The organism is Pseudomonas ceruminis (assembly GCF_021602025.1).
Taxonomy (GTDB): Bacteria; Pseudomonadota; Gammaproteobacteria; order Pseudomonadales; family Pseudomonadaceae; genus Aquipseudomonas; species Aquipseudomonas ceruminis.
This window is the reverse complement of sequence record NZ_BQHW01000013.1, coordinates 24,204-42,465: the sequence shown is the minus strand read 5'-3', so window position 1 is coordinate 42,465 and position 18,262 is coordinate 24,204. Positions and strand designations below refer to the sequence as shown.

Here is an 18,262-nt window from a genome sequence, read left to right as displayed (position 1 = left end):
GCCAGCCGCAGGTGTTTTCTCAGCATGAACAGCTTACGTTCACATGCGCAGTAGCTGATGCCGGAAGCGCGCCTCCAGCGAGGGTATTTCCAACAGTACATCTTCATCCTCATAGACATCGTAGGAACGCTCCAACTCGATTTCTCCCGCCATGAATGCCTCATCAAATGGCGCATCTTCGTCGATCTCTTCGTGCAGCGCGGATGTGTAACCCTTGATCCACAGCTTGCGCTTGTCGGCGCTGACAACATAACCCGAGGTATATTCAGTGCCTGCCAGACGATCTGGTTCGGCAGTACCCTTACGTGCCAACCCAGTGATTGCGATCACCAGATGCGCCAATTCATCCATGTCCGGGCAAACGAACTCGTGAAAGGCCGGCCAAAACGCCATGTCCGCCTCCGAAGCGCGCCACCCCTTGGTGTCATTGACCTCACTCAGATCTTCGTAGGGGTGCGAATGGAACGTGCCAATCAGCTCAAGCTGCGGCCAGTACTCGCCGAAGAAATCCCGCTTCATCGCGATGGACTCGAAATCAGGCCGCACCCAGTCGGTGTGCCTCAGTGCCGAGGTCTCGACAGTGGCGACCACCGCGACCAGGCGCGCCGGCACTCCGTTGCGCACCGGTAACGCATACCCCCACAGCAACCCGAACGTCTCGAGCTTCTTGTTGCTTCGCCCCCGAGCATGAGCTCTATGTGACACTTCGTAAGCTTCAATGGCCGAAGTAAGCAGTTGTGGCAGAACATGATCCTCGACGATGACCTGCGTTCGCATTTATTCCTCCTTGGTTTCCGATCGCTTGCCATGTTCCGTGGGCGTCTATTCATCTTCCATCCCAGCACTGGCAAATTGCCGCAACTTTAACCGGTTTTCCTGCCGAGTGCCGGGCAGAGCCCCAGTAATGCTCCTTGTTCGAATGCAGATGCACAAATTAATGGACAACCTTTCAGCTCCACCGCCTTCCCGATATCCTCGAACAGGTCGTCAATGCCATAACTCGGCGCGCGTCAAACCGAACCGGCGGCCGCCTCCCGCGCCGCTTTCTCGCGCTTCATCTCGCTGTATTCGCGGTACAGCTCATAACCCTTGGTAGCGATCACGATAAAACCGACAACGGCAAAGATATTCTTCATGGCTGAATGCTCCTGATTGATCGACTTGTCCGCTTATACCCTAAACCCGCCGCCGCGCCAGCAAATCCGCCACCGCCCCCGCAAACCACCCGGCAGTACGCACCTTCAATGCCTTGCCCCCACACTTAGGACACTGATCAATCCACTCTCCCGGCGCCAACGCATCACTGCGCGGCGCCACTGTTTTCGTCCAACCACAACCTTCACATTCAAAAGTGAAGGGTCTGGGTTTTACCGGCATTTTCAATCTCCTTGGTCGCTACGCAAACTTACTTTCTTCAATGCGTTCAACTCGCGGGATAAGCCAGTTCAATCTGCTCATCAAACTCACCGCCAACCCCGCAATACTCCCGCGGAACACGCTCGATATCTTCAGCGACCTGCGCAATCACTTGCCGCAGTTCCAGGCGCTCAAGCCACCGATCAGGAATAACGGCAACACCATACTGCGCCCCTAGCAAGTGCCCGACGACCAGCCCTGTACTGCTGCTGTCGCCACTATGATTAACCGCCGCAATCACCCCCTCTTCAAACGAACGCGCAGTCAACGCACACCAGAGCCCAATCGCCAGCACCTGTTCAGCGCCCCAGCCACCGGTAAAATCGTCTATCCGTTGAGGGCTGGGTGTGTACCCCTCGTAAAAGAAGAACATCGCGCGCTCGACAAGGCTGCGCGTTTCCTCGATACCAGGTACTTGCCCATACCTGGCCAAACTCTGCGTCACAGCGTGCTCCAAGCTATCTGGTCGATCGACAACACGCTGCAGAATGTCGGCGAACAGCCCAGCCGCCAAGTAACCTGTCGGGTGCCCATGCGTCAGTCGCCCGGACTGCGATGCATAGTCAAATGCATTGGCAAAGAATGCACAGGGTGCAACACGAACCAAGGCACCGCAGCCCTTGCTGTTGTTTTCGGCAACCATACCCAATCGTCCGCTGACCTTGAGCGCACTCATACCGGTTATGTCTGGCGCACGACGCGACCAGAGCTCCATTTGCCTGATAAGCCAGCCATCGGTGGCGACCGGTATCAGCGAAGGGTAATCCTGGGTAGTCAGCCAACGCAGCAGCGCGTGATGAACAATGCCGGGCACATGACATGCCTGGCGCGAACTGCCTAGCACATAAGCCCGCAGCAAGCCTTCGGCAGTGAACAGCATCATCTGTGTGCTGTCGCTGATCGCACCGGCGCTGCCATAAGCCGGGGCAAAATCAATGATGCCCTGTGGCCCGAACCTGGCCTCGATCACAGCCCACTCAAGCACCTCCACGGGGGAGCCCAGCGCATCTCCGGCGGCGCCCCCCAGCAGGCAGCCGCTGATCCGTTGAATTCTGTTCATATCGTTCCTTAACACCCTTCTCCAGAAGCCAGGTCCTGCAAAATCACCAGCTTGCGCTGCAGCTGCGCAACATGCTCCCGCTCTGCGCGCAATGCCGACCGCAGCTCGCGGTTTTCCATTTCCCAAATCTGTAGCCAGCGCAAGTCCCTCTGGCAGTGCTCGACCTTTTTCCCAAGCTCGCCGAGCTTCAAAGCCTGCTGAATCAGCACCAGCAGGATGATCCCCATCGCCACCAATGCCCCTGTCGCAACCACTTCCGGCACAGTCATGCTCATATCCTTTGCTGCCCCCGATGTATTCCGAAGACAAATCGAAGATATGTAATGCAAAGCTACACGTCTAGAATGTAGACTTATACAGGTAAAGTAATCGCGCACATGGAGAGGGTATGAAACGCAAGCAATCCATCGAGCAGGTACGCTGGGACCTGGCACTTCGCTATCGTTTGATCGAGACCGTTGCCTGGTGGGAAGGCCGGCTGACCACGGGCCACCTGATGCAGAGCTTTGGCATCAGCCGCCAGCAGGCGTCGAAGGACATCAATACCTACATCACCGAACATGCGCCCAAAAACTTGACATATGACAAGCAGCTAAAGGGCTATGTGCCAAGCAAGCACTTCAAACCGCTGTTCATCGATGACAGCGCCAGCGCCTACCTGCACCTGCTTTACCAGAACAATGAGCGAGCCCCGCACATCGACGGGCTGGCACTGGCCTATGCGCATACCCGGGTGCTGGAAGTGCCGGACCGGCCTATTCGCCCGGAGGTGCTGCGCCCCTTGCTCAAGGCCTGCCGGGAAGGCCTGCGCCTGGAAACCGAATACGTGTCCTTCAACACCCCCAACGTGGAGGTACGCCTCATCGCTCCGCACACGCTGGTCTATACCGGCATGCGCTGGCACGTGAGGGCTTACTGCGAAAAGAATGGCCAGTATCGCGACTTCGTCCTCAGCCGCCTGCGTGGGCAGCCAGACTTGCTCGACCAATCGCCGAACAGCCGCGAGCAGGATGAAGACTGGAATGTCGAAGTACCGATCATCTTCGAGCCTGATTGGCGGTTGAACGAGGCGCAGAAGGCAATTATCGAAACCGACTTCGGCATGACGCAGGGGCGGTTGGTGGTGCCTAGCCGCAGGGCACTGGTGAAGTATGTGTTGCAGCGGTACCAGATCGACCACCGCAACATGGCGATACTTCCCGAGGCCCAGCAACTGGTGGTGAATAATCTCCAGGAACTGCAGCCGTGGTTGATGAAGTACTGACACTTAGCTCTTCGCAGCGTCGACCGAGATAAACTGCGGGGCTGCGCCAACCTGCTCGGCAAGCTGGTGCCGGTCATTATTCTGCTCATGCTGGATGACCTGGACACATTTTTGGGTAGGCGTGAGTTACCGTGGCCGTTTAGCTCAGTGACCGCGTTTGGGCCATGGGTCGCCAACAGTGGGCGACCGAGCCATCATCGGCTAGCCAGGAATCCTTGCAGCAGTATTCCAATCGGTATTCCAATGTGAAATTCAAACCAGAATTCACCCAACATAATCAACATGTTACTGAATTAATTCAGATTACCCCGGCCCTACGACCGCACGTGCGTGCTTCCATTTTCATCGAGTCATGCTGTTTATCCAGAATTGGCATCCGCTGCGCCGATTGTCCCAAGCGGTCTTTCTGTTGTGTGTAACAGCCATGCAATAGGTTTCAGCGACGAACCCTGCCCTAATACACTTTTTCCAGTCTACAGGCGCCTGTTTGATGACCCGACTCCCCCTCATATTCCTGATGACTGCTGTCATTACCAGCGTGAACGCCGCCGAAGATGTCCCTTTGGAGCGGTCTATCAAGGACTGGATTATCGGCTGTGATAACACCCGCGCCTGCACGGCTATCGGGGCCGTTCCGGTCCGCGACGATATCGGCATCTCGACCTTTAGCCTGCGTGTAACGCGTGAAGCCGGCCCGCAGGGCGACTTGCGGGTGGGCGTGTTCAGCTACAACGCCGCCCGTGGTCAGCCAACACTCGATGGCAAACCGCTGAAAAATCGGTTCGAGCCTGGCGAACTCAAAGAAGGTGATGTGCCTGAGGTTTTTGCTCTGACCGGAACGAAGGCCAACGCCTTGATCGCAGAATTGCGCAACGGGCGGGAGTTGATTTTGCCCATTGAGGACGGCACCTCCGTTGCCTCGCTAAACGGGATGAGTGCGGCTCTTTTGCTGATCGACTCGGTTCAGGGGCGGGTTGGCAAACAGGACGCACTGATCTCAAAGGGGCAAGAGCCAGGCAATAGCGTGCCGCAAGCACCTGCTGCGCCGTCAGTACCGACTTGGCAGGCACCCGTTGCGCTGACACCGGATAGGGCGAAAGAGGTTGCGGATGCGGTGGTGGCTGCCACGCGCAAGGAGTGGCAGGAGGACCTGAGTGAAGGCGCTGCGCCAGAAGCAAAAGCCTTTGCCTTGAGTGCCGATCAAGCGTTGGTAATCATTGAAACCAGCTGTGGGGCCTACAACTGTTTCTACAATATTTACCAAACACCCTTGGACCACCCTGAGCAGGCTCGTACAGCGCTGGTGGCCGAAGTGCCAAATCTGCCGGAAAGAGTGCCCCACGGCGTTGTCGATTTTGATCCGGCGACGGGTGAGCTGAGCAGTGAGGCAATAGCGATGGGCATGGGTGGTTGTGGCACTGCGTTGCGCTGGCGCTACGACGGTAACGGTTTCGCGCTGACGCATGCGGCTGAAATGAACACCTGCATGGGGCTGGAGCAGGTTTATTGGCCGGTGCTGTGGCGTACCGAGGCCAGCCGCTAAAACGGTCGAATACACCTATGTCTGTGGCGAGCAAGCAAGCCCCCTCGCCACAGACAGGTGTAGGCCCCTACCCATTCAGGAAGCTTTCAACGCCTGCAACTCAACTTCGACACGCGCCGCATTGCAATAGGTGTCCAGCATCTCCAGCACCTGGTCGCCCGTGAGGACAGTACCGTTCAGTTGCAGGCCGAACAGCGTCAGGCAAACCTGTGGCTCCCGGGAGCGCTTGATCTTGACGTGAGGCATCAATGGGCCCGCGGCGTTTTTGCAGACGGGCAAGGGGGCACCTTCGCGCAATGTCAGCGTGATCCATATCTTGATGCGACCCTCTTTGATATGGATGTCGCTGATATCCACCAGATCGATTTCTGTATCAAGGTTGCGAAACCACAGGCGGGTATGGGTCAGGCGCATCAGGATTTCTTCGCCGGCCCGACGGTGCAGCCACACGCCGCCAAGTAAGACCAGCGCCACGATTGCAAAAATCCCTCCCATAAACGCGTTTTTGCCATCCCAAACACTCCCGCCGGCCATCACGAAAGCGAACAGTGACAAGAGCAACAGGGTGCGACGCACCTTGCGTGGGTAGGCAAGTTCGGTGACCGCGGGCACCGTGCTCAGCCATTCCTCGCGTTCCTGGATGGCAGCCTGCAGTTGATCGCCGCTGTGTTGGTTGAACTCCTCGGTGAGGGATTGTGCCAGGCTGGCCAGTGGATCATCAGGATGGTTCATACCGGTACTCCATTCTCGGTGGCATCGACAGCCGACTGCGGATTATGAGTGAGTTGACTGAACCACTGGCGGTCGTGCGCGGTGGGCGCCCGTGTTGCCTGCGCCAGCAACTGGTCGTCAAGAACCACGCCCAGTTGCTGCAGGCGCACGGCAGTGGGGGGATGGGTATCGAACGGATGGGCGATGGCGTGACCCATCACCGCCTCGTTCAAGATCAGCGGAGCCTGGCGAAGGTGTTCCGCTAACGCCTGAATCAAGTTGGGGTGGATACGCTGGCCAAGCAGTTTGTTGACTTCGGCGTCAAGGGCGATGACGCGCAGCAGCGCTTGGCAAAAGAGCCGCTCACCGGCAATTTGCGCACCTACCCGGTCCGCCACCAGTTCCTGCGCACGGCTCCAGTGATGCACGGCAATTTGGAAGTGGTGTAAAAAGCGCCAGGTCATCCAGATCGCTGGACGTTCGATCCAGGACGGCGTTTCATCCACCGCACTGATGTTCAGGAAATGCATGTACATCAGGCTGAACCGTGCCCCGGCTTCACTGCCGCGCTCGGTATCGCGGCTGCTGAAGTGGCCAAGCTCATGGCCGATAATCGAGGCTGTTTCCTCTTGGCTCATGGTCGACAGGAAAGTGAGCGGCAAGTACATCGTACGGCCCGTCAACAGTTGCCCCGAGGGTTGCAGGGCCACCTGAACGCTGGTGACGAAAAACGATTGGTCGACCCCAATCACGAGGTGGTCAGGCACGGGCGCACTGGTGGCGGCGGCTAGCTGCTCGATCCATTCCCATAGGGCCGGAGCACTGGCCCGGCTGATTGAGCGCCCCAGAAAGCCTGATTCCGGTGTCTCCATATCCTGCCATTGCCGACGCAGGCGCCCGATCAACAGCACGCCCAGGTACAGCGTCACCAGCAAGGGTACAACGACCAGCAGTATCATCATCCCGCTGTTATGGCGATTGCTCCAACCCCAGCTGACTTCATACAGCAGGGTCATCGCCAACGCCCCCACAATCAACCCGGTGTAGATCACCAGCCACTGTCCCAGTGCGCGCCAGCTCAGGACCAGGCGATCATAAAGAAAGTCCCGCGAGCGCAGCGCGCGCCAGGCATCCAGGCGCAGTTTCAACCAGGTAGCTGCGCCCGCCAACACGGCCGCGACGGCCAGCCAGTAACCGAGAAACGCCAGAACTTGGCGCGTGTGCACCCAACCCTGGTCGGCATCGGCCCGAGCGACCTCACGTTGCAGGTAACCGCGCAGGCTGTCGTTCGAGATTAACGGCGTTGTGCGCCATTGTTGCGGCAGTTGCTGCCTCAATTCATCGCTCGGGCTGGCTAGCCACTGACGCATCACATGCGCTTCTTCCAGTGTGCTGTCGGCGCGCCAGCTCTGAATGCTGCTCCAGCCCATCAGTACCAGCGGCAGCAGCAACATCGCCAGGCCCCATGACCATTGTCTTAACAGGCTCATGGTTCAGTTCGCCTGGCGATAGTCAGTGAGAAACGCTTGCGCATTGCCCTGACTGGCCTGGGCCTCACCCGAATACGCAGCGACCTTGCCTGCTACGTCCGGGCAATCTTGAGCGAGGGTATTGCCCGTCATGACGGCCAGTACCCTGCCTAGCACGGCAGCCCATTTGCGATAAAGCAGCATACTCAGGGTTCCTTGAATTTCACGGCCAGCCATTGAAATTCACACTCAGCGATATGCCAACCTTGTAGACCGTTACGCACAACTATAAGGCTGCGGTTCACAACGACAGGTGGCCGGGTACAATGCGTCGGACATGCAAGGACGTGATCAACCCCTTCTCGATGAAACGCCAGAATCCTTATCTTGATACGCACTTTTGTTTCGATCACCCGGGCGCTCTAGACCAGGCCGGCGTATTCGACGACAGCGCTCGTCAGATTGTTGGCTCTGCCGTCGGTCACTACCGCGCGCGCACAGTGCGGGCAGACCTGCAGTATTTCGACTGTGACTTGCAGTTCCCCGAGCCGCTGACGATCCACAAGATATTGCCCGACAGTTTGTGCATCGTGCAGGTGCTCGGCGGGCAGTGGCAGCATCGGGTCGACGGTGTGCTCAATGAATACACCACTGGTGCAGTCCATGCGTTAGGCCTGAGTGAAAGCATGGAAACCATTGATCAACTGCCCGCTGGGAGCCACGCGCGCATGGCAGGGCTGCGCATCGCAGGCGATTATTTGCGCGAGCTGTCCGAGGAAGATTCATCACTCCAGCCCTTACTCAGGCTACTTAACGACGGCATTCAGTTTTCGGCGCTTCGCGGCTGTCCTGCGCTGGGGCGTTTGCTGGAGCGCATTTATTACTCTCCGTACCACGGGGCCCTGGAGCGTCTCAATCAGGAAAGCCTGAGTCTGGCAGCACTGGTGGAGTTGGCGACGCATCTTGCTCCCCATTCGGCCAAGCCAGTGCCTGCCGTGCGCGGTTACTCAGACTTGGCCCATGAAGCGCGTTTTCAACTGGATGCAAACCTCATTGACCCTCCCGGTACTCAAGCGCTGGCCCGGAGCCTGGGGGTGGGGGAAACCACGCTGCGCAGGGCTTTCAGTCACATCTACGGCCAGTCGATGCTGGATTATGTGCGCCAGCAACGTATGGAACTTGCTCGCGACCTGCTTCGCCAGCGCAAGTGGCAGGTGGCGCAAATTGCCTACCGTCTGGGCTATGCCAACCCCGCTAACTTCAACCATGCATACAAGGCCTACTTTGGTCACCCGCCAGGTGCCGAACGCTAAAAGCAAAACGCCCGATGCAGTGCATCGGGCGCTCTGAGGCCTAACGGCCTACCTGAAAAGGTGCAATCCCCTGTCAGGACTAGACGCTGGAATTAGGCCCATGTGGCCCTGCTCCTGATACTGTGATCAGAATGCCTCAGCCCCTCAACTGGGCACAAACCCACTCTTCCCCTCGATAGCAACCGACAACGCCAGCTCCTTCTGCGCCTCCAGCGCCCGCAAGCTCTCTGCATAACTCTTCTGCAACGTTGCAAACACATCCACACCCAACGCGGTACGCAGCGGCGGCTCCGCCTGCTGGGCAAGCGCGAAGATGGCCGCGGCCATTTTCACCGGGTCGCCAGCGGTATTCTCTGCACCCATTTCCTCGATATACCGCCGCACAGCGCCCACTGCCGAATCGCGATAGACCTCCGACTCCTGGGTCCACTGGATGTTGGCCTGGAAGTTGGTCTTGATCGACCCAGGCTCAATGATGAGGGTCTTGATGCCGAACCCTTCAACCTCTTGAGCAACCGCTTCGGCAAAACCTTCCAGGCCAAACTTTGCGGCGTGATACATGGACCCGCTGGCGAAGCCAACACGCCCGCCCACACTGGTCACGTACAGGATGCGGCCGCTCTTGCGGGCACGCAACGCCGGCAGGAAGGCGCGGGTGACATAGATGGGTGCCACAAGGTTCAGGTTCAGTTGCTGCTGGATCTCGGCGTCACTGAACTCTTCCATCGCGCCAATCACAGCCCCGCCAGCGTTATTGACCACGAAATCGACGTCGGTGTGGCGTGCAGCCACAACCTGGATGGCGGGCACGTCGGTCAGGTCCAATTGCTCAAGAATCAGGTGCTGGCCGTACTGGTCACGCAGTTGCGATAGGGCCTGCGGGCGGCGCACCGCTGCAACCACCGTGTGGCCAGCCGCCAGGGCGGCCTTGGTCAGCTCCAGCCCTAGACCGCCAGACGCACCGGTGATGAACCATTTTTTTTGAAGACTCGACATGGGCTACCCCTGAGGTCAGTAAGAAAGTGAACAGCAGGTAGCCAGTCTAGAAGCTCCCTCAGGGGTGGAGTAGTCCTCTATAATTTGAAGGCCTTTTGAATTTTTTTCACACCACTGGAAGCGCCATGCCCAATTTCAATGAATTGGCTGCCTTTGCCGCGGTGGTCCGCGAAGGCAGTTTTACGCGTGCAGCAGCGCAGCTAGGGGTCACTCCGTCAGCCTTGAGCCATGGTGTGCGCCATCTTGAAAAGCGCCTGGGCCTTACCCTGCTGCACCGCTCGACCCGAAGCGTGGCCCCCACCGAGGCAGGCCAGCGCCTCTACACGACGGTGGCACCCCGGCTGGACGACATCACCCAGGAACTGTCAGCCTTGATCGAGCAGTCTGACGAGGTTGCCGGCACCGTGCGCATCAACGCGCCGGACTACGCCGTGCAAACGCTTATCTGGGCGCGGCTGTCACCTTTGCTGTCGGCCCACCCACGCCTGCGTCTGGAAGTGTGCAGCGAAGACCGCTTCACAGACATCGTGGCAGCGCGGTACGACCTTGGTGTTCGGCTAGGTGGCGATGTTGCACAAGACATGATCGCCGCACGCATCGGCCCCGATATGGTGATGGCCGTTGCGGGCAGCCCTGCTTATCTGGCCCTTCAGGGGGCACCCGCCACGCCGCGCGAATTGGCCGCTCATTCTTGCCTGGGGCTTAAACTGCCGACCCATGACAACCTCTTGGCGTGGGAATTTAAAGCCGCGACAGGCAAGACCATGCAGGTGCTTCCGGCCGGCAGGTTAGTGAGCAACGAGCCCAAAACCCTGATTCGGGCGGCCTGCGACGGGCATGGGCTTGTCTGGTTGCCAACCAGCTTGATGGAGGAAGAACTCTCCCACGGTCAGTTGCAGGTTGTTCTGGATGAACATGCAATTTCGTATGAAGGCTATCACCTCTACTATGCGGCACGTCGCGTCTCGCCATCGATGAAAGTGGTGATCGATGCGTTGCGTAACCCGTGACACCCAATGTTCTGGATGCAGGGCACAACGTTATGCGCGCGCGACGTGCCCTGCTGGGGTGCCATGAACCGGAAGCGGCCGCCCCAGCAATACGCCCACCACAGCAGCAAACACCAACGCGACAACACCTGCCGTCAGCAACACCGCCTCGAAGCCCCCTGCGAATGCTTGCTGCGCCAAGGGTGCAACCGCCTCGCGCAAGCCTAGCTCAAGCAGCGACAAGGCAGCCTGCAAATCACCCGCAGCAACGCGGGTGGCCATCGCACTGACCTTGCCCAACTGCTCAGGGGCCAGTGCGGCCATGGCATCACGCAGTAGCTGCGCGCTGCAAGTACCCCACCCAGCAGGCCGATGGCGATCACGATCGCGCCAAAGCGCGTAGTGGTACTCAACCCCGACGCCATGCCGGTGCGCTCACGTGGCACGCACGCCATGATGTTCTTCTGGGTATCGCCGTTGAGCAGCCCCGCACCAGCGCCCAGCACCAGGCTCGCCAGGGCGAAGGCCAGGTAACCGCCATAGCCCACCGCCCAGGCGCACAGCAGATTGCCCAACCCGACAAGCACCAGGCCCAGGGCAAATACCTGCGCCGGGCTCCACTGGCTGGCCAGGCGCATGCCCAGGCGCGGCGTCAACAACATCGCCACGGCAAACGGCAACATCCCTGCCCCTGCCGCGAGCGCGGACAACTGCAGGCCGTTCTGCAGGTACAGCGGCAGCAAGGTCATCATCACCTGGGCACAGGCGGCATAGGCAAACATGCCGAGCAAGGCGCCGATGAAGCGCCCACTGCGCATCAACTGCAGGTCGATCATCGGCCGTGGCTGGCTGCGCTCGATCATGATGAACAGACCGAACAGGAAAGCGCTGACCAGCAGGCGGCCAAGGGTATCGACACTGGTCCAGCCGACCTGGTTGGCATCGATCATGGCCCAGATCAGGCAGCCGAGGCTGCCGCCGAAGGTGAGGCTGCCCATGGGGTCGAGCCGGGCTGCATTGCTGTCGCGCGACTCCTCGACACTGCGCATCACCATCAGCGCCAGCACCGCCACCAGCGGCAGGTTGATGTAGAAGATCCAGCGCCAGCCAAGCGTGCTGGCAATCATGCCCCCCGCCAGCGGCGCGAAGGTGATGGTCGCGCCCATGCAGGCCCCCCAGAAGGCCCAGGCGCGCATACGCTCCTGGGGTTCGTGGAAACGGTGGCCGATGGCGGCCAAGGCCGAGGTCAGCAGCATGGCGGCCCCCACCCCCTTGGCCGCCCTGGCCAGGTCGAGGAACAGCAAGCTGGGCGCCGCGCCGCAGGCCAGGGAGGCAATGCCGAACACGACCAGGCCCAGCAACAGCATACGCCGCCGGCCAAAGCGGTCGGCCAGGCTGCCAGCGGGTAACAGGCAGGCAGCGAAGGCCAGCAGGTAGGCGCTCACCACCCATTCGATGTCGGCGAAGGCGCCGGACAGGTCGCGGGCGATGCTGGGCAGGCTGACGGCGACAATGTTGGTGTCGAGGATGATCAGGGCGCAGACCAGGGAGGCGGTCAACAGGGTGAAGCGCGCAGAGGGCATGGCAAGGCTCCGGAAAGCTGGGCTGGTTGCCGGGCAGCGCGGCGATGGGCGGCAGGGCAGCCCCGACAATCACCCAGGCAACCTTTGCCGCCACGGCCCCAGCCTTGTAGTGTTGCCTTTACGATAACGCCGCTGAACACAAGGCTTGTTAGCCCCAGCGGCCTGCGTCATTAGCTTGCAGGTAACACACCATGGAAATCCGCCATTTCCGCTACTTTCTCTGCGTCGCCCGGCACGGCCACTTCACCCGTGCCGCCGAGCAGTTGGGCATCGCCCCGCCGACCCTCAGCCGGCAGATCCAGGACATGGAGCGTGAACTGGGCGTGCGCCTGTTCGAGCGTAATCAGCGGGAAGTCAATCTCACGGCTGCTGGCCAGGCGTTGCTAGTCGAAGCCGAACAAGCGGTGCGCCAGTTCGATGCCGCGCAACTGGGCGCGCAACGTGCCGGCCGTGGCGAAAGCGGCAGCATCGAGCTGGGTTACGTGGCCTCGGCGGCTTACTCGGGCATGCTGCAGCGGCAGGTGATCAGCTTCAGCGACGCCCACCCCGGCGTGCGCCTGAACATCCGCGAACTGCCCATGGTCGAGCTGCCGGGCATGGTCCGCGATGGCCTGCTCGACCTCGCCTACGTACGCTCGCCCATGGATATACCCGAAGAACTCGAAGCCATCGCCCTGCACCAGGAAGGCTTCGTGCTCGCCTTGCCCGCCAGCTCGCGGATCAACGAGTTGCCGCAGATCCCGGCAGCACGCCTGGCCAAGGAAACCTTCATCCTCCCCGAGCAGATCTCGGGCACGCTGGAGGCTGCGGCGCAGGGTGGTTTCGTTCCGCGACTTGGCCCGCAACCCGGTAGCCTTGTGGCAGTGATTACCTTGGTGTCGCTGGGGCAAGGCATTGCAGTGGTGCCAGCGTCGGTGGTGCAGCGCATCAGCCTGCCGCAGGTGAATTACCGGCGGATCAGCGACTGTGACGCCAGCTCCTGGTTGAGCCTGATTTACCGGCGTTTCGAAAAAGCCCCGGCAGTGTCCAGGTACATCGAAATGGTGGGCGATTAGCCTCGGCTTCTGCACAAGCAAAAGGCCCCCATCCAAGGGGGCCTTCGCTTTTGCTACCCGGTGCTGCCAATCACCCCATCGACCGCACCCCAGCCACCTGCGCATGCCCCCGCGAAGTGACGATGCCGAGGAACGAAATCACGATCGCCAGGCCCAGGGTCGAGCTCACCTCCGCCCGATGCTCAGGCGTGTACATCATCACCGCCAGCGCGCCAGCGATGAAGACGATCACCGCCCAGGTCAGCCAAGGGAACAGCCACATGCGGAATTTCAGCTCGGCGTTTTCACGCTCCAGGCGGCGGCGCATGCGCAATTGGGAGATGGCGATGACCATGTACACCAGCAGCGCGATAGCGCCGGAGCTGGCCAGGAGGAACTCGAACACCCCCTTGGGCGCGAAGTAGTTGAGGATGGCGATGGCTGCACCGATCAGGGTACTGCCAAACACCGCAGCCCGTGGCACGCCTACCTTGGAGGTCTTGTTGAGGAAGGCCGGTGCATCGCCGCGCTTGGCCAGCGAGTACATCATCCGCGAAGCGATATAGATCGACGAGTTCATGCAGCTGGTCACCGCCACCAGTACCACCAGGTCGACCATGAACGCAGCGTTGGGGATGTTCATGATTTCCAGTGCACGCTGGTACGACCCCACCACCGCCAGTTGTGGGTCGTTCCACGGCACGATCGAGATGATCACGAAGATCGACAGGATGTAGAAGGTGCTGATGCGCCAGATCACCGAACGTGTGGCCTTGGCGATGTTGCGCGACGGGTCGCTGGACTCCGAAGCCGCGATGGTCACCGCTTCGGTGCCGATGAAGCTGAACATCACGGTGATGAACGCGCCGATCACAGCCGACCAGCCTTTGGGCGCAAAGCCGCCATACTCGGCAATCAGCCCGTTCAGCCCGCTGACTTCACGGTGGGGCAACCAGCCCATCAGGGCCGCAAAGCCCAAGCCAATGAAACCAAGAATTGCCGTGACCTTGAGGATGGCGAACCAGAATTCGAACTCACCGTACTTGGCCACGCTGAACAGGTTGGTGCATGCCAGCAGCAACACCGAGGCCAGGGCGAAGATCCAACTGTCCACCTGCGGGAACCAGGCATTGAGCACATGCCCGGCAGCCAGTGCCTCGATCGGGATCACCAGCACCCAGAACCACCAGTACAGCCAGCCAATGGTATAGCCGGCCCAGCGGCCGATGGCCTGGTCGGCATAGGTGGAGAACGAACCGGTGTCGGGATGCGCCACGGCCATTTCGCCGAGCATGCGCATGACCAGCACCACCAGGGTGCCGGCCACGAAATAAGAAATAATGGTGGCTGGCCCGGCCGCCGCAATGGCGTGCCCGGAGCCTACGAAAAGTCCGGCGCCGATGATGCCCGCGATGGACAGCATCGTTACATGACGTGGCTTGAAACCTTGTGCAAGGTTGCCATCAGATCCCACGGTGTTCATTGATGTTGTTCTCTTTTTGCTGACACAAGGAAAGGACGGGCAGGCGTAGGCGAAAATATCTCCTTTCAAATCAATTAGTCGACACGTTGCTCGCGCTCTGTTGTAGGCCTTTTGCACGCTTTATAGGGCAACGCGCCAGCGAAGTTCGAGGTTCATTTAAGCCTCGTGAGGCTGTGGGAAATTACACGAGAACGCCCCGGAACTGTTCGATCACGACAGGGCATTTCCATAAACGCCAGATGTCGTGAATGGCATATCCAAACACGCCTGCTGGCCATTTGAAGGTTTTGTTTTTCATCTGGATATGCGTGGCAGCGGCTTGCCCTTTCGCGGGGCAAGCCAACGCCAGACCTCAGGCCAGCGCCCGGTCCACCAACACCTGCAGGCGCCCCTGCGAACACCGCTCGACCCGCGCCTGTACCCCATACACTTCAGCCAACAGCTGCGGCCTGAGTACCTGTTCGGGCGCCCCACACGCCACCACCCTGCCCTCACGCAGCACCACCAGCCAATCGGCCTGGCTGGCCGCCAGGTTGATGTCGTGCAACACGGCTACCGCCAGCAGCCGATGCATGACAACGCGCTCGCGCACCGCGTCCATCACCCGCAGTTGGTAGTGCAGGTCAAGCGCACTGGTCGGCTCATCCAGCAACAACACCTGCGGGTTACGCGCCAGCAATTGCGCCAACGCCACCAACTGCCGCTGGCCACCCGAAAGGCTATCGAGCGTGCGCTCGGCCAAGCCTTCGATGCCCAACTGGCGCAGCGCCTGGTAGGCATGGCCGAGCAAGTCATCGCTACCGCTCACCCGCAAGGCCGCAACAATGCTCTCCATTACGCCCAAGGCAAGCCCCGGTGGCAGCTGCTGCGGCATGTACGCCAGGCGCCGCGAACGCTCGGCGAAGCCAAGGCGCGTTACATCCTGGCCATCGAGGCTGACTGTGCCTTTCATCCGCTCAAGCCCCGCCAAGGCGCGCAACAGCGTGGACTTGCCGGCACCATTAGGCCCCACCAACGCCACCAGGCTACCCGCCGGCAGCTCAGGCAAGCTCACCCCATGCAGGATCTGCCGTGGGCCATAGGCGACCGTAATATCGTTGATCGACAGGCTCACAACGCCCTCCCTCGACGGAACACCAACACCACGAACACCGGCACACCGACCAACGCGGTGACGATCCCCACCGGCACGATCACCCCTGGCATGATCAGCTTGCTGGCAATCGAAGACAGCGCCAGCATCAGCGCCCCCACCAAGGCACTGGCCGGCAGTAGAAAGCGCTGGTCCTCGCCCACCAGCAGGCGGGCGATGTGCGGCCCGACCAGGCCAACAAAGCCAATGGTCCCGACAAAAGCCACCGCCGTGGCCGACAGCAGGCTGATGCGCAGCAACGAAGCGAAGCGCAGGCGCCGGGTATCCACGCCAAAACTGCGTGCCCGCTCCTCGCCCATGCGCAGCAAGGTCATCGCCGGCGCGGCACGCAATGAAAACGGCAGCACCAGCAACAGCACTGCGGCCAGCAAGCCGAGCTTCTGCCAATCAGCCCGCGCCAGGCTCCCCATTGTCCAGAACACCAGTTGCTGCAGCACATCTTCGGTCGCCAGCAGCTGCAGCAACGAAACCAACGCGTTGCAACTGAACACCAGGGCGATACCAAACAGCACCAGGCTTTGCACCCCGGCGCCGCGCAAGCGTGGCATGGCCTGCAGCAACAGCACCGACAGGCAGGCGAAAACGAACGCCATCAGCGTCACCTGCGCACTCGGCGCCAGCCAGGCGACCCCTAGCGGATAAGCGATCGCCAGCGATGCACCCAGCGCCGCGGACGACGACACGCCCAGGGTAAAAGGGCTGGCCAGAGGGTTGTCGAGAATCGCCTGCATCTCGGCGCCCGCCAGCGCCAACGCTGCGCCCACCAGCACGGCCATCAGCGAGTACGGCAGGCGCACGTTCCAGATGATCACCCGCTCCGTGGCGCTCAGGGTCGTCGGGTCGAAGATGCCTTGCAGCAAGCGCCCCAGGCCCATGCCCGAGGCGCCACTGGCCAGGTCGCCCAGCACTGCAGCAACCAACAGCAACGCCAGCCCAAGCACCAGCGCTGCCCGCCGCCAGAGCAGCCGCCGGTAGTGACGGGCCGCCAGCGCAGCCCCTGCGGGGGCCTGCGCAGTCACTGAGCGTCGATCCAGTAATGGCCGTCCAGGCCTACCTTCAGCATCTGGTTGATCGCCGCCATGGTCGCTTGCGGGTCGACATCCTTGAAGCGCTCAGGGTGAATCCAGCGGGCCATGGCCTCTACCGCCAGGATGTTGAAGGGCGAGTTGTAGAAGTCATGCCACAAGCCATGGGCCTGCCCGGCGCGGATCGGCCGCAGCGGGGCGAACTCGGGGCGGGCGGTGATCCTTGCCAGGCTCTGGCGCGCCGTGTCGGCCGACACCCCGGCCCCCAGCAGTACCCCAGGCGCACGGTTGCCGGTGGCGATATACACGTCCGGGTCAGCTTGCAGCACGTACTCGACACTCACATCGCCCAACGCACCCGGCACCACGTCGGCACCGATGTTATGCCCGCCCACTGCTTCGACCACGCTGCCCAGGCCACTCTTGCCGGTGGTATGCCCCGGCGCCTGCCACACCCCAGCCAGCAGTTCGAGGAAGACCTTGGGCCGCTCGCCCTGCTTGAGCCCGGCCACGCCGTCAGTGATGTGCTGGAGATGGCGGTCGTACAGGCTCAAGTACTCCTGCGCCTGTGGCTCTCGGCCAAGCAAACAGCCCAGCGCCTCCAGGCTCACGCGCGTATTGCGGATGGGGTGGACGCGAAAGTCGATGAACAACACCGGTACCCCGGCCTTCTCCAACAGGTCGGCCACCGGGCTGTGCTGGGTCGGGCCTTCGCCCGCGATGCTGAACACCGCCAGGTCAGGTTTGAGGGCGAGGATCTGTTCGGCACTGACACTCTGCTCGGACGCCTGGCCGATCAGCGGCAACCTGGCGATCTGCGGGTACTTCTGCGCGTACACCTGGTAGGTGTGCGGGTCGAGCAGGCGCATATCGTTCTGCCAGCCCACGACGCGCTGGAAGGGGTTATCACGGTCGAGCAAGGCCAGGGCAAAAAACAGCCGGCCTTCGCCGAGCACGATACGCTGCGGCGCATGGTCGACCTCGACCTTGCGGCCCAGCACATCGGTCACTTGCACGGCGCTGGCGGTTGGCGTAAAGCCGGCGCAGGAGGCCAGCAGCATCAAGGCAGGCAGCAGGCGCCGCCAGGCAAGAAAGGAAAGGCACATCGGGGGGAATCCTCTTGTAGAGAATCAGTCGCATCTGAAGCGGGGCATTCTAGCCAGCCGCCTCCCCCTGCCGATGTGCGCAAATGTATTGGCTTGTAAGGCCTGGTTACACAGCAG

Annotated in this window: 17 protein-coding genes and 1 pseudogene; 5 read left to right on the top strand and 13 right to left on the bottom strand. The window is 60.8% G+C overall.

Features of this window, described 5'->3' with window-relative positions; all coding sequences use genetic code 11:
* Nucleotides 1-39: 39 nt before the first annotated feature.
* From L6D80_RS16155 to L6D80_RS16145, 4 genes are all read right to left on the bottom strand, one after another.
* Nucleotides 40-777: a hypothetical protein gene (locus tag L6D80_RS16155; protein ID WP_172221893.1), complete on the bottom strand. Its 738-nt coding sequence runs from the start codon at nucleotides 775-777 to the stop codon at nucleotides 40-42.
* A 233-nt stretch (nucleotides 778-1,010) separates the two neighbouring features.
* Nucleotides 1,011-1,136 carry a hypothetical protein gene (locus L6D80_RS30100; protein ID WP_256678437.1) on the bottom strand — a complete coding sequence of 42 codons (126 nt, stop codon included), beginning with the start codon at nucleotides 1,134-1,136 and terminating at the stop codon, nucleotides 1,011-1,013.
* 287 nt (nucleotides 1,137-1,423) lie between these two features.
* Entirely contained in the window at nucleotides 1,424-2,476 is a 1,053-nt protein-coding gene (locus L6D80_RS16150) for an ADP-ribosylglycohydrolase family protein (protein ID WP_176515130.1), read from the bottom strand.
* An 8-nt stretch (nucleotides 2,477-2,484) separates the two neighbouring features.
* Nucleotides 2,485-2,745, bottom strand: coding sequence for a hypothetical protein (locus tag L6D80_RS16145; RefSeq protein WP_172221899.1), 261 nt, complete (start codon nucleotides 2,743-2,745; stop codon nucleotides 2,485-2,487).
* Nucleotides 2,746-2,864: 119 nt separating this feature from the next.
* Between L6D80_RS16145 and L6D80_RS16140 the strand changes: the two genes are divergently transcribed.
* Nucleotides 2,865-3,740 (top strand): BrxR family helix-turn-helix transcriptional regulator, encoded by an 876-nt coding sequence (locus L6D80_RS16140; protein WP_172221901.1) that lies wholly within the window; start codon nucleotides 2,865-2,867, stop codon nucleotides 3,738-3,740.
* Between the two features lie 490 nt (nucleotides 3,741-4,230).
* On the top strand, nucleotides 4,231-5,283 hold the full coding sequence (locus L6D80_RS16135; protein ID WP_176515132.1) for a DUF1176 domain-containing protein: 1,053 nt from the start codon (nucleotides 4,231-4,233) through the stop codon (nucleotides 5,281-5,283).
* Between the two features lie 75 nt (nucleotides 5,284-5,358).
* Here the strand turns inward: L6D80_RS16135 and L6D80_RS16130 are convergent, their stop codons facing one another.
* Genes L6D80_RS16130 through L6D80_RS16120 form a run of 3 tightly spaced genes read right to left on the bottom strand, consistent with a single transcriptional unit; the run spans nucleotide 5,359 to nucleotide 7,667 of the window.
* On the bottom strand, nucleotides 5,359-6,015 hold the full coding sequence (locus tag L6D80_RS16130; protein WP_176515133.1) for a hypothetical protein: 657 nt from the start codon (nucleotides 6,013-6,015) through the stop codon (nucleotides 5,359-5,361).
* Complete coding sequence (locus tag L6D80_RS16125) at nucleotides 6,012-7,484, bottom strand: M48 family metallopeptidase (protein WP_223849188.1); 1,473 nt, start codon at nucleotides 7,482-7,484, stop codon at nucleotides 6,012-6,014. Before L6D80_RS16125 ends, L6D80_RS16130 begins: the two co-directional genes overlap by 4 nt.
* 3 nt (nucleotides 7,485-7,487) lie before the next feature.
* Nucleotides 7,488-7,667, bottom strand: coding sequence for a hypothetical protein (locus L6D80_RS16120; RefSeq protein ID WP_176515135.1), 180 nt, complete (start codon nucleotides 7,665-7,667; stop codon nucleotides 7,488-7,490).
* 161 nt (nucleotides 7,668-7,828) lie between these two features.
* Here L6D80_RS16120 and L6D80_RS16115 point away from each other — a divergent pair, with 161 nt between their 5' ends.
* Nucleotides 7,829-8,776, top strand: a complete 948-nt coding sequence (locus L6D80_RS16115) for a helix-turn-helix transcriptional regulator (protein ID WP_176515178.1) — start codon at nucleotides 7,829-7,831, stop codon at nucleotides 8,774-8,776.
* Between the two features lie 144 nt (nucleotides 8,777-8,920).
* Here L6D80_RS16115 and L6D80_RS16110 read toward each other — a convergent pair whose 3' ends face one another.
* Nucleotides 8,921-9,772 (bottom strand): SDR family NAD(P)-dependent oxidoreductase, encoded by an 852-nt coding sequence (locus L6D80_RS16110; protein WP_176515137.1) that lies wholly within the window; start codon nucleotides 9,770-9,772, stop codon nucleotides 8,921-8,923.
* Nucleotides 9,773-9,897: 125 nt separating this feature from the next.
* Between L6D80_RS16110 and L6D80_RS16105 the strand changes: the two genes are divergently transcribed.
* Nucleotides 9,898-10,782, top strand: coding sequence for a LysR family transcriptional regulator (locus L6D80_RS16105; RefSeq protein WP_176515139.1), 885 nt, complete (start codon nucleotides 9,898-9,900; stop codon nucleotides 10,780-10,782).
* Nucleotides 10,783-10,812: 30 nt separating this feature from the next.
* Here L6D80_RS16105 and L6D80_RS16100 read toward each other — a convergent pair.
* Nucleotides 10,813-12,344 (bottom strand): annotated as a pseudogene (locus L6D80_RS16100) (MFS transporter).
* A gap of 191 nt (nucleotides 12,345-12,535) precedes the next feature.
* Between L6D80_RS16100 and L6D80_RS16095 the strand changes: the two are divergent.
* Nucleotides 12,536-13,399: a LysR family transcriptional regulator gene (locus tag L6D80_RS16095; protein WP_054900915.1), complete on the top strand. Its 864-nt coding sequence runs from the start codon at nucleotides 12,536-12,538 to the stop codon at nucleotides 13,397-13,399.
* A gap of 70 nt (nucleotides 13,400-13,469) precedes the next feature.
* On the opposite strand, the gene L6D80_RS16090 is transcribed toward L6D80_RS16095, so the two are convergent.
* The 4 genes from L6D80_RS16090 to L6D80_RS16075 all read right to left on the bottom strand — a co-directional run bounded on the left by L6D80_RS16090 (nucleotide 13,470) and on the right by L6D80_RS16075 (nucleotide 18,145).
* Complete coding sequence (locus L6D80_RS16090) at nucleotides 13,470-14,861, bottom strand: amino acid permease (RefSeq protein ID WP_054900914.1); 1,392 nt, start codon at nucleotides 14,859-14,861, stop codon at nucleotides 13,470-13,472.
* A gap of 352 nt (nucleotides 14,862-15,213) precedes the next feature.
* The gene (locus L6D80_RS16085) at nucleotides 15,214-15,975 is read right to left on the bottom strand and encodes an ABC transporter ATP-binding protein (RefSeq protein ID WP_054900913.1); all 762 of its coding nucleotides are present in this window, start codon (nucleotides 15,973-15,975) and stop codon (nucleotides 15,214-15,216) included.
* A complete protein-coding gene (locus L6D80_RS16080) occupies nucleotides 15,972-17,033 on the bottom strand; it encodes a FecCD family ABC transporter permease (RefSeq protein ID WP_176515141.1) in 1,062 nt (353 codons plus the stop codon). The genes L6D80_RS16085 and L6D80_RS16080 overlap by 4 nt, the downstream gene beginning before the upstream one ends.
* On the bottom strand, nucleotides 17,030-18,145 hold the full coding sequence (locus tag L6D80_RS16075) for an ABC transporter substrate-binding protein (protein WP_176515143.1): 1,116 nt from the start codon (nucleotides 18,143-18,145) through the stop codon (nucleotides 17,030-17,032). The genes L6D80_RS16080 and L6D80_RS16075 overlap by 4 nt, the downstream gene beginning before the upstream one ends.
* Nucleotides 18,146-18,262 lie beyond the last annotated feature (117 nt).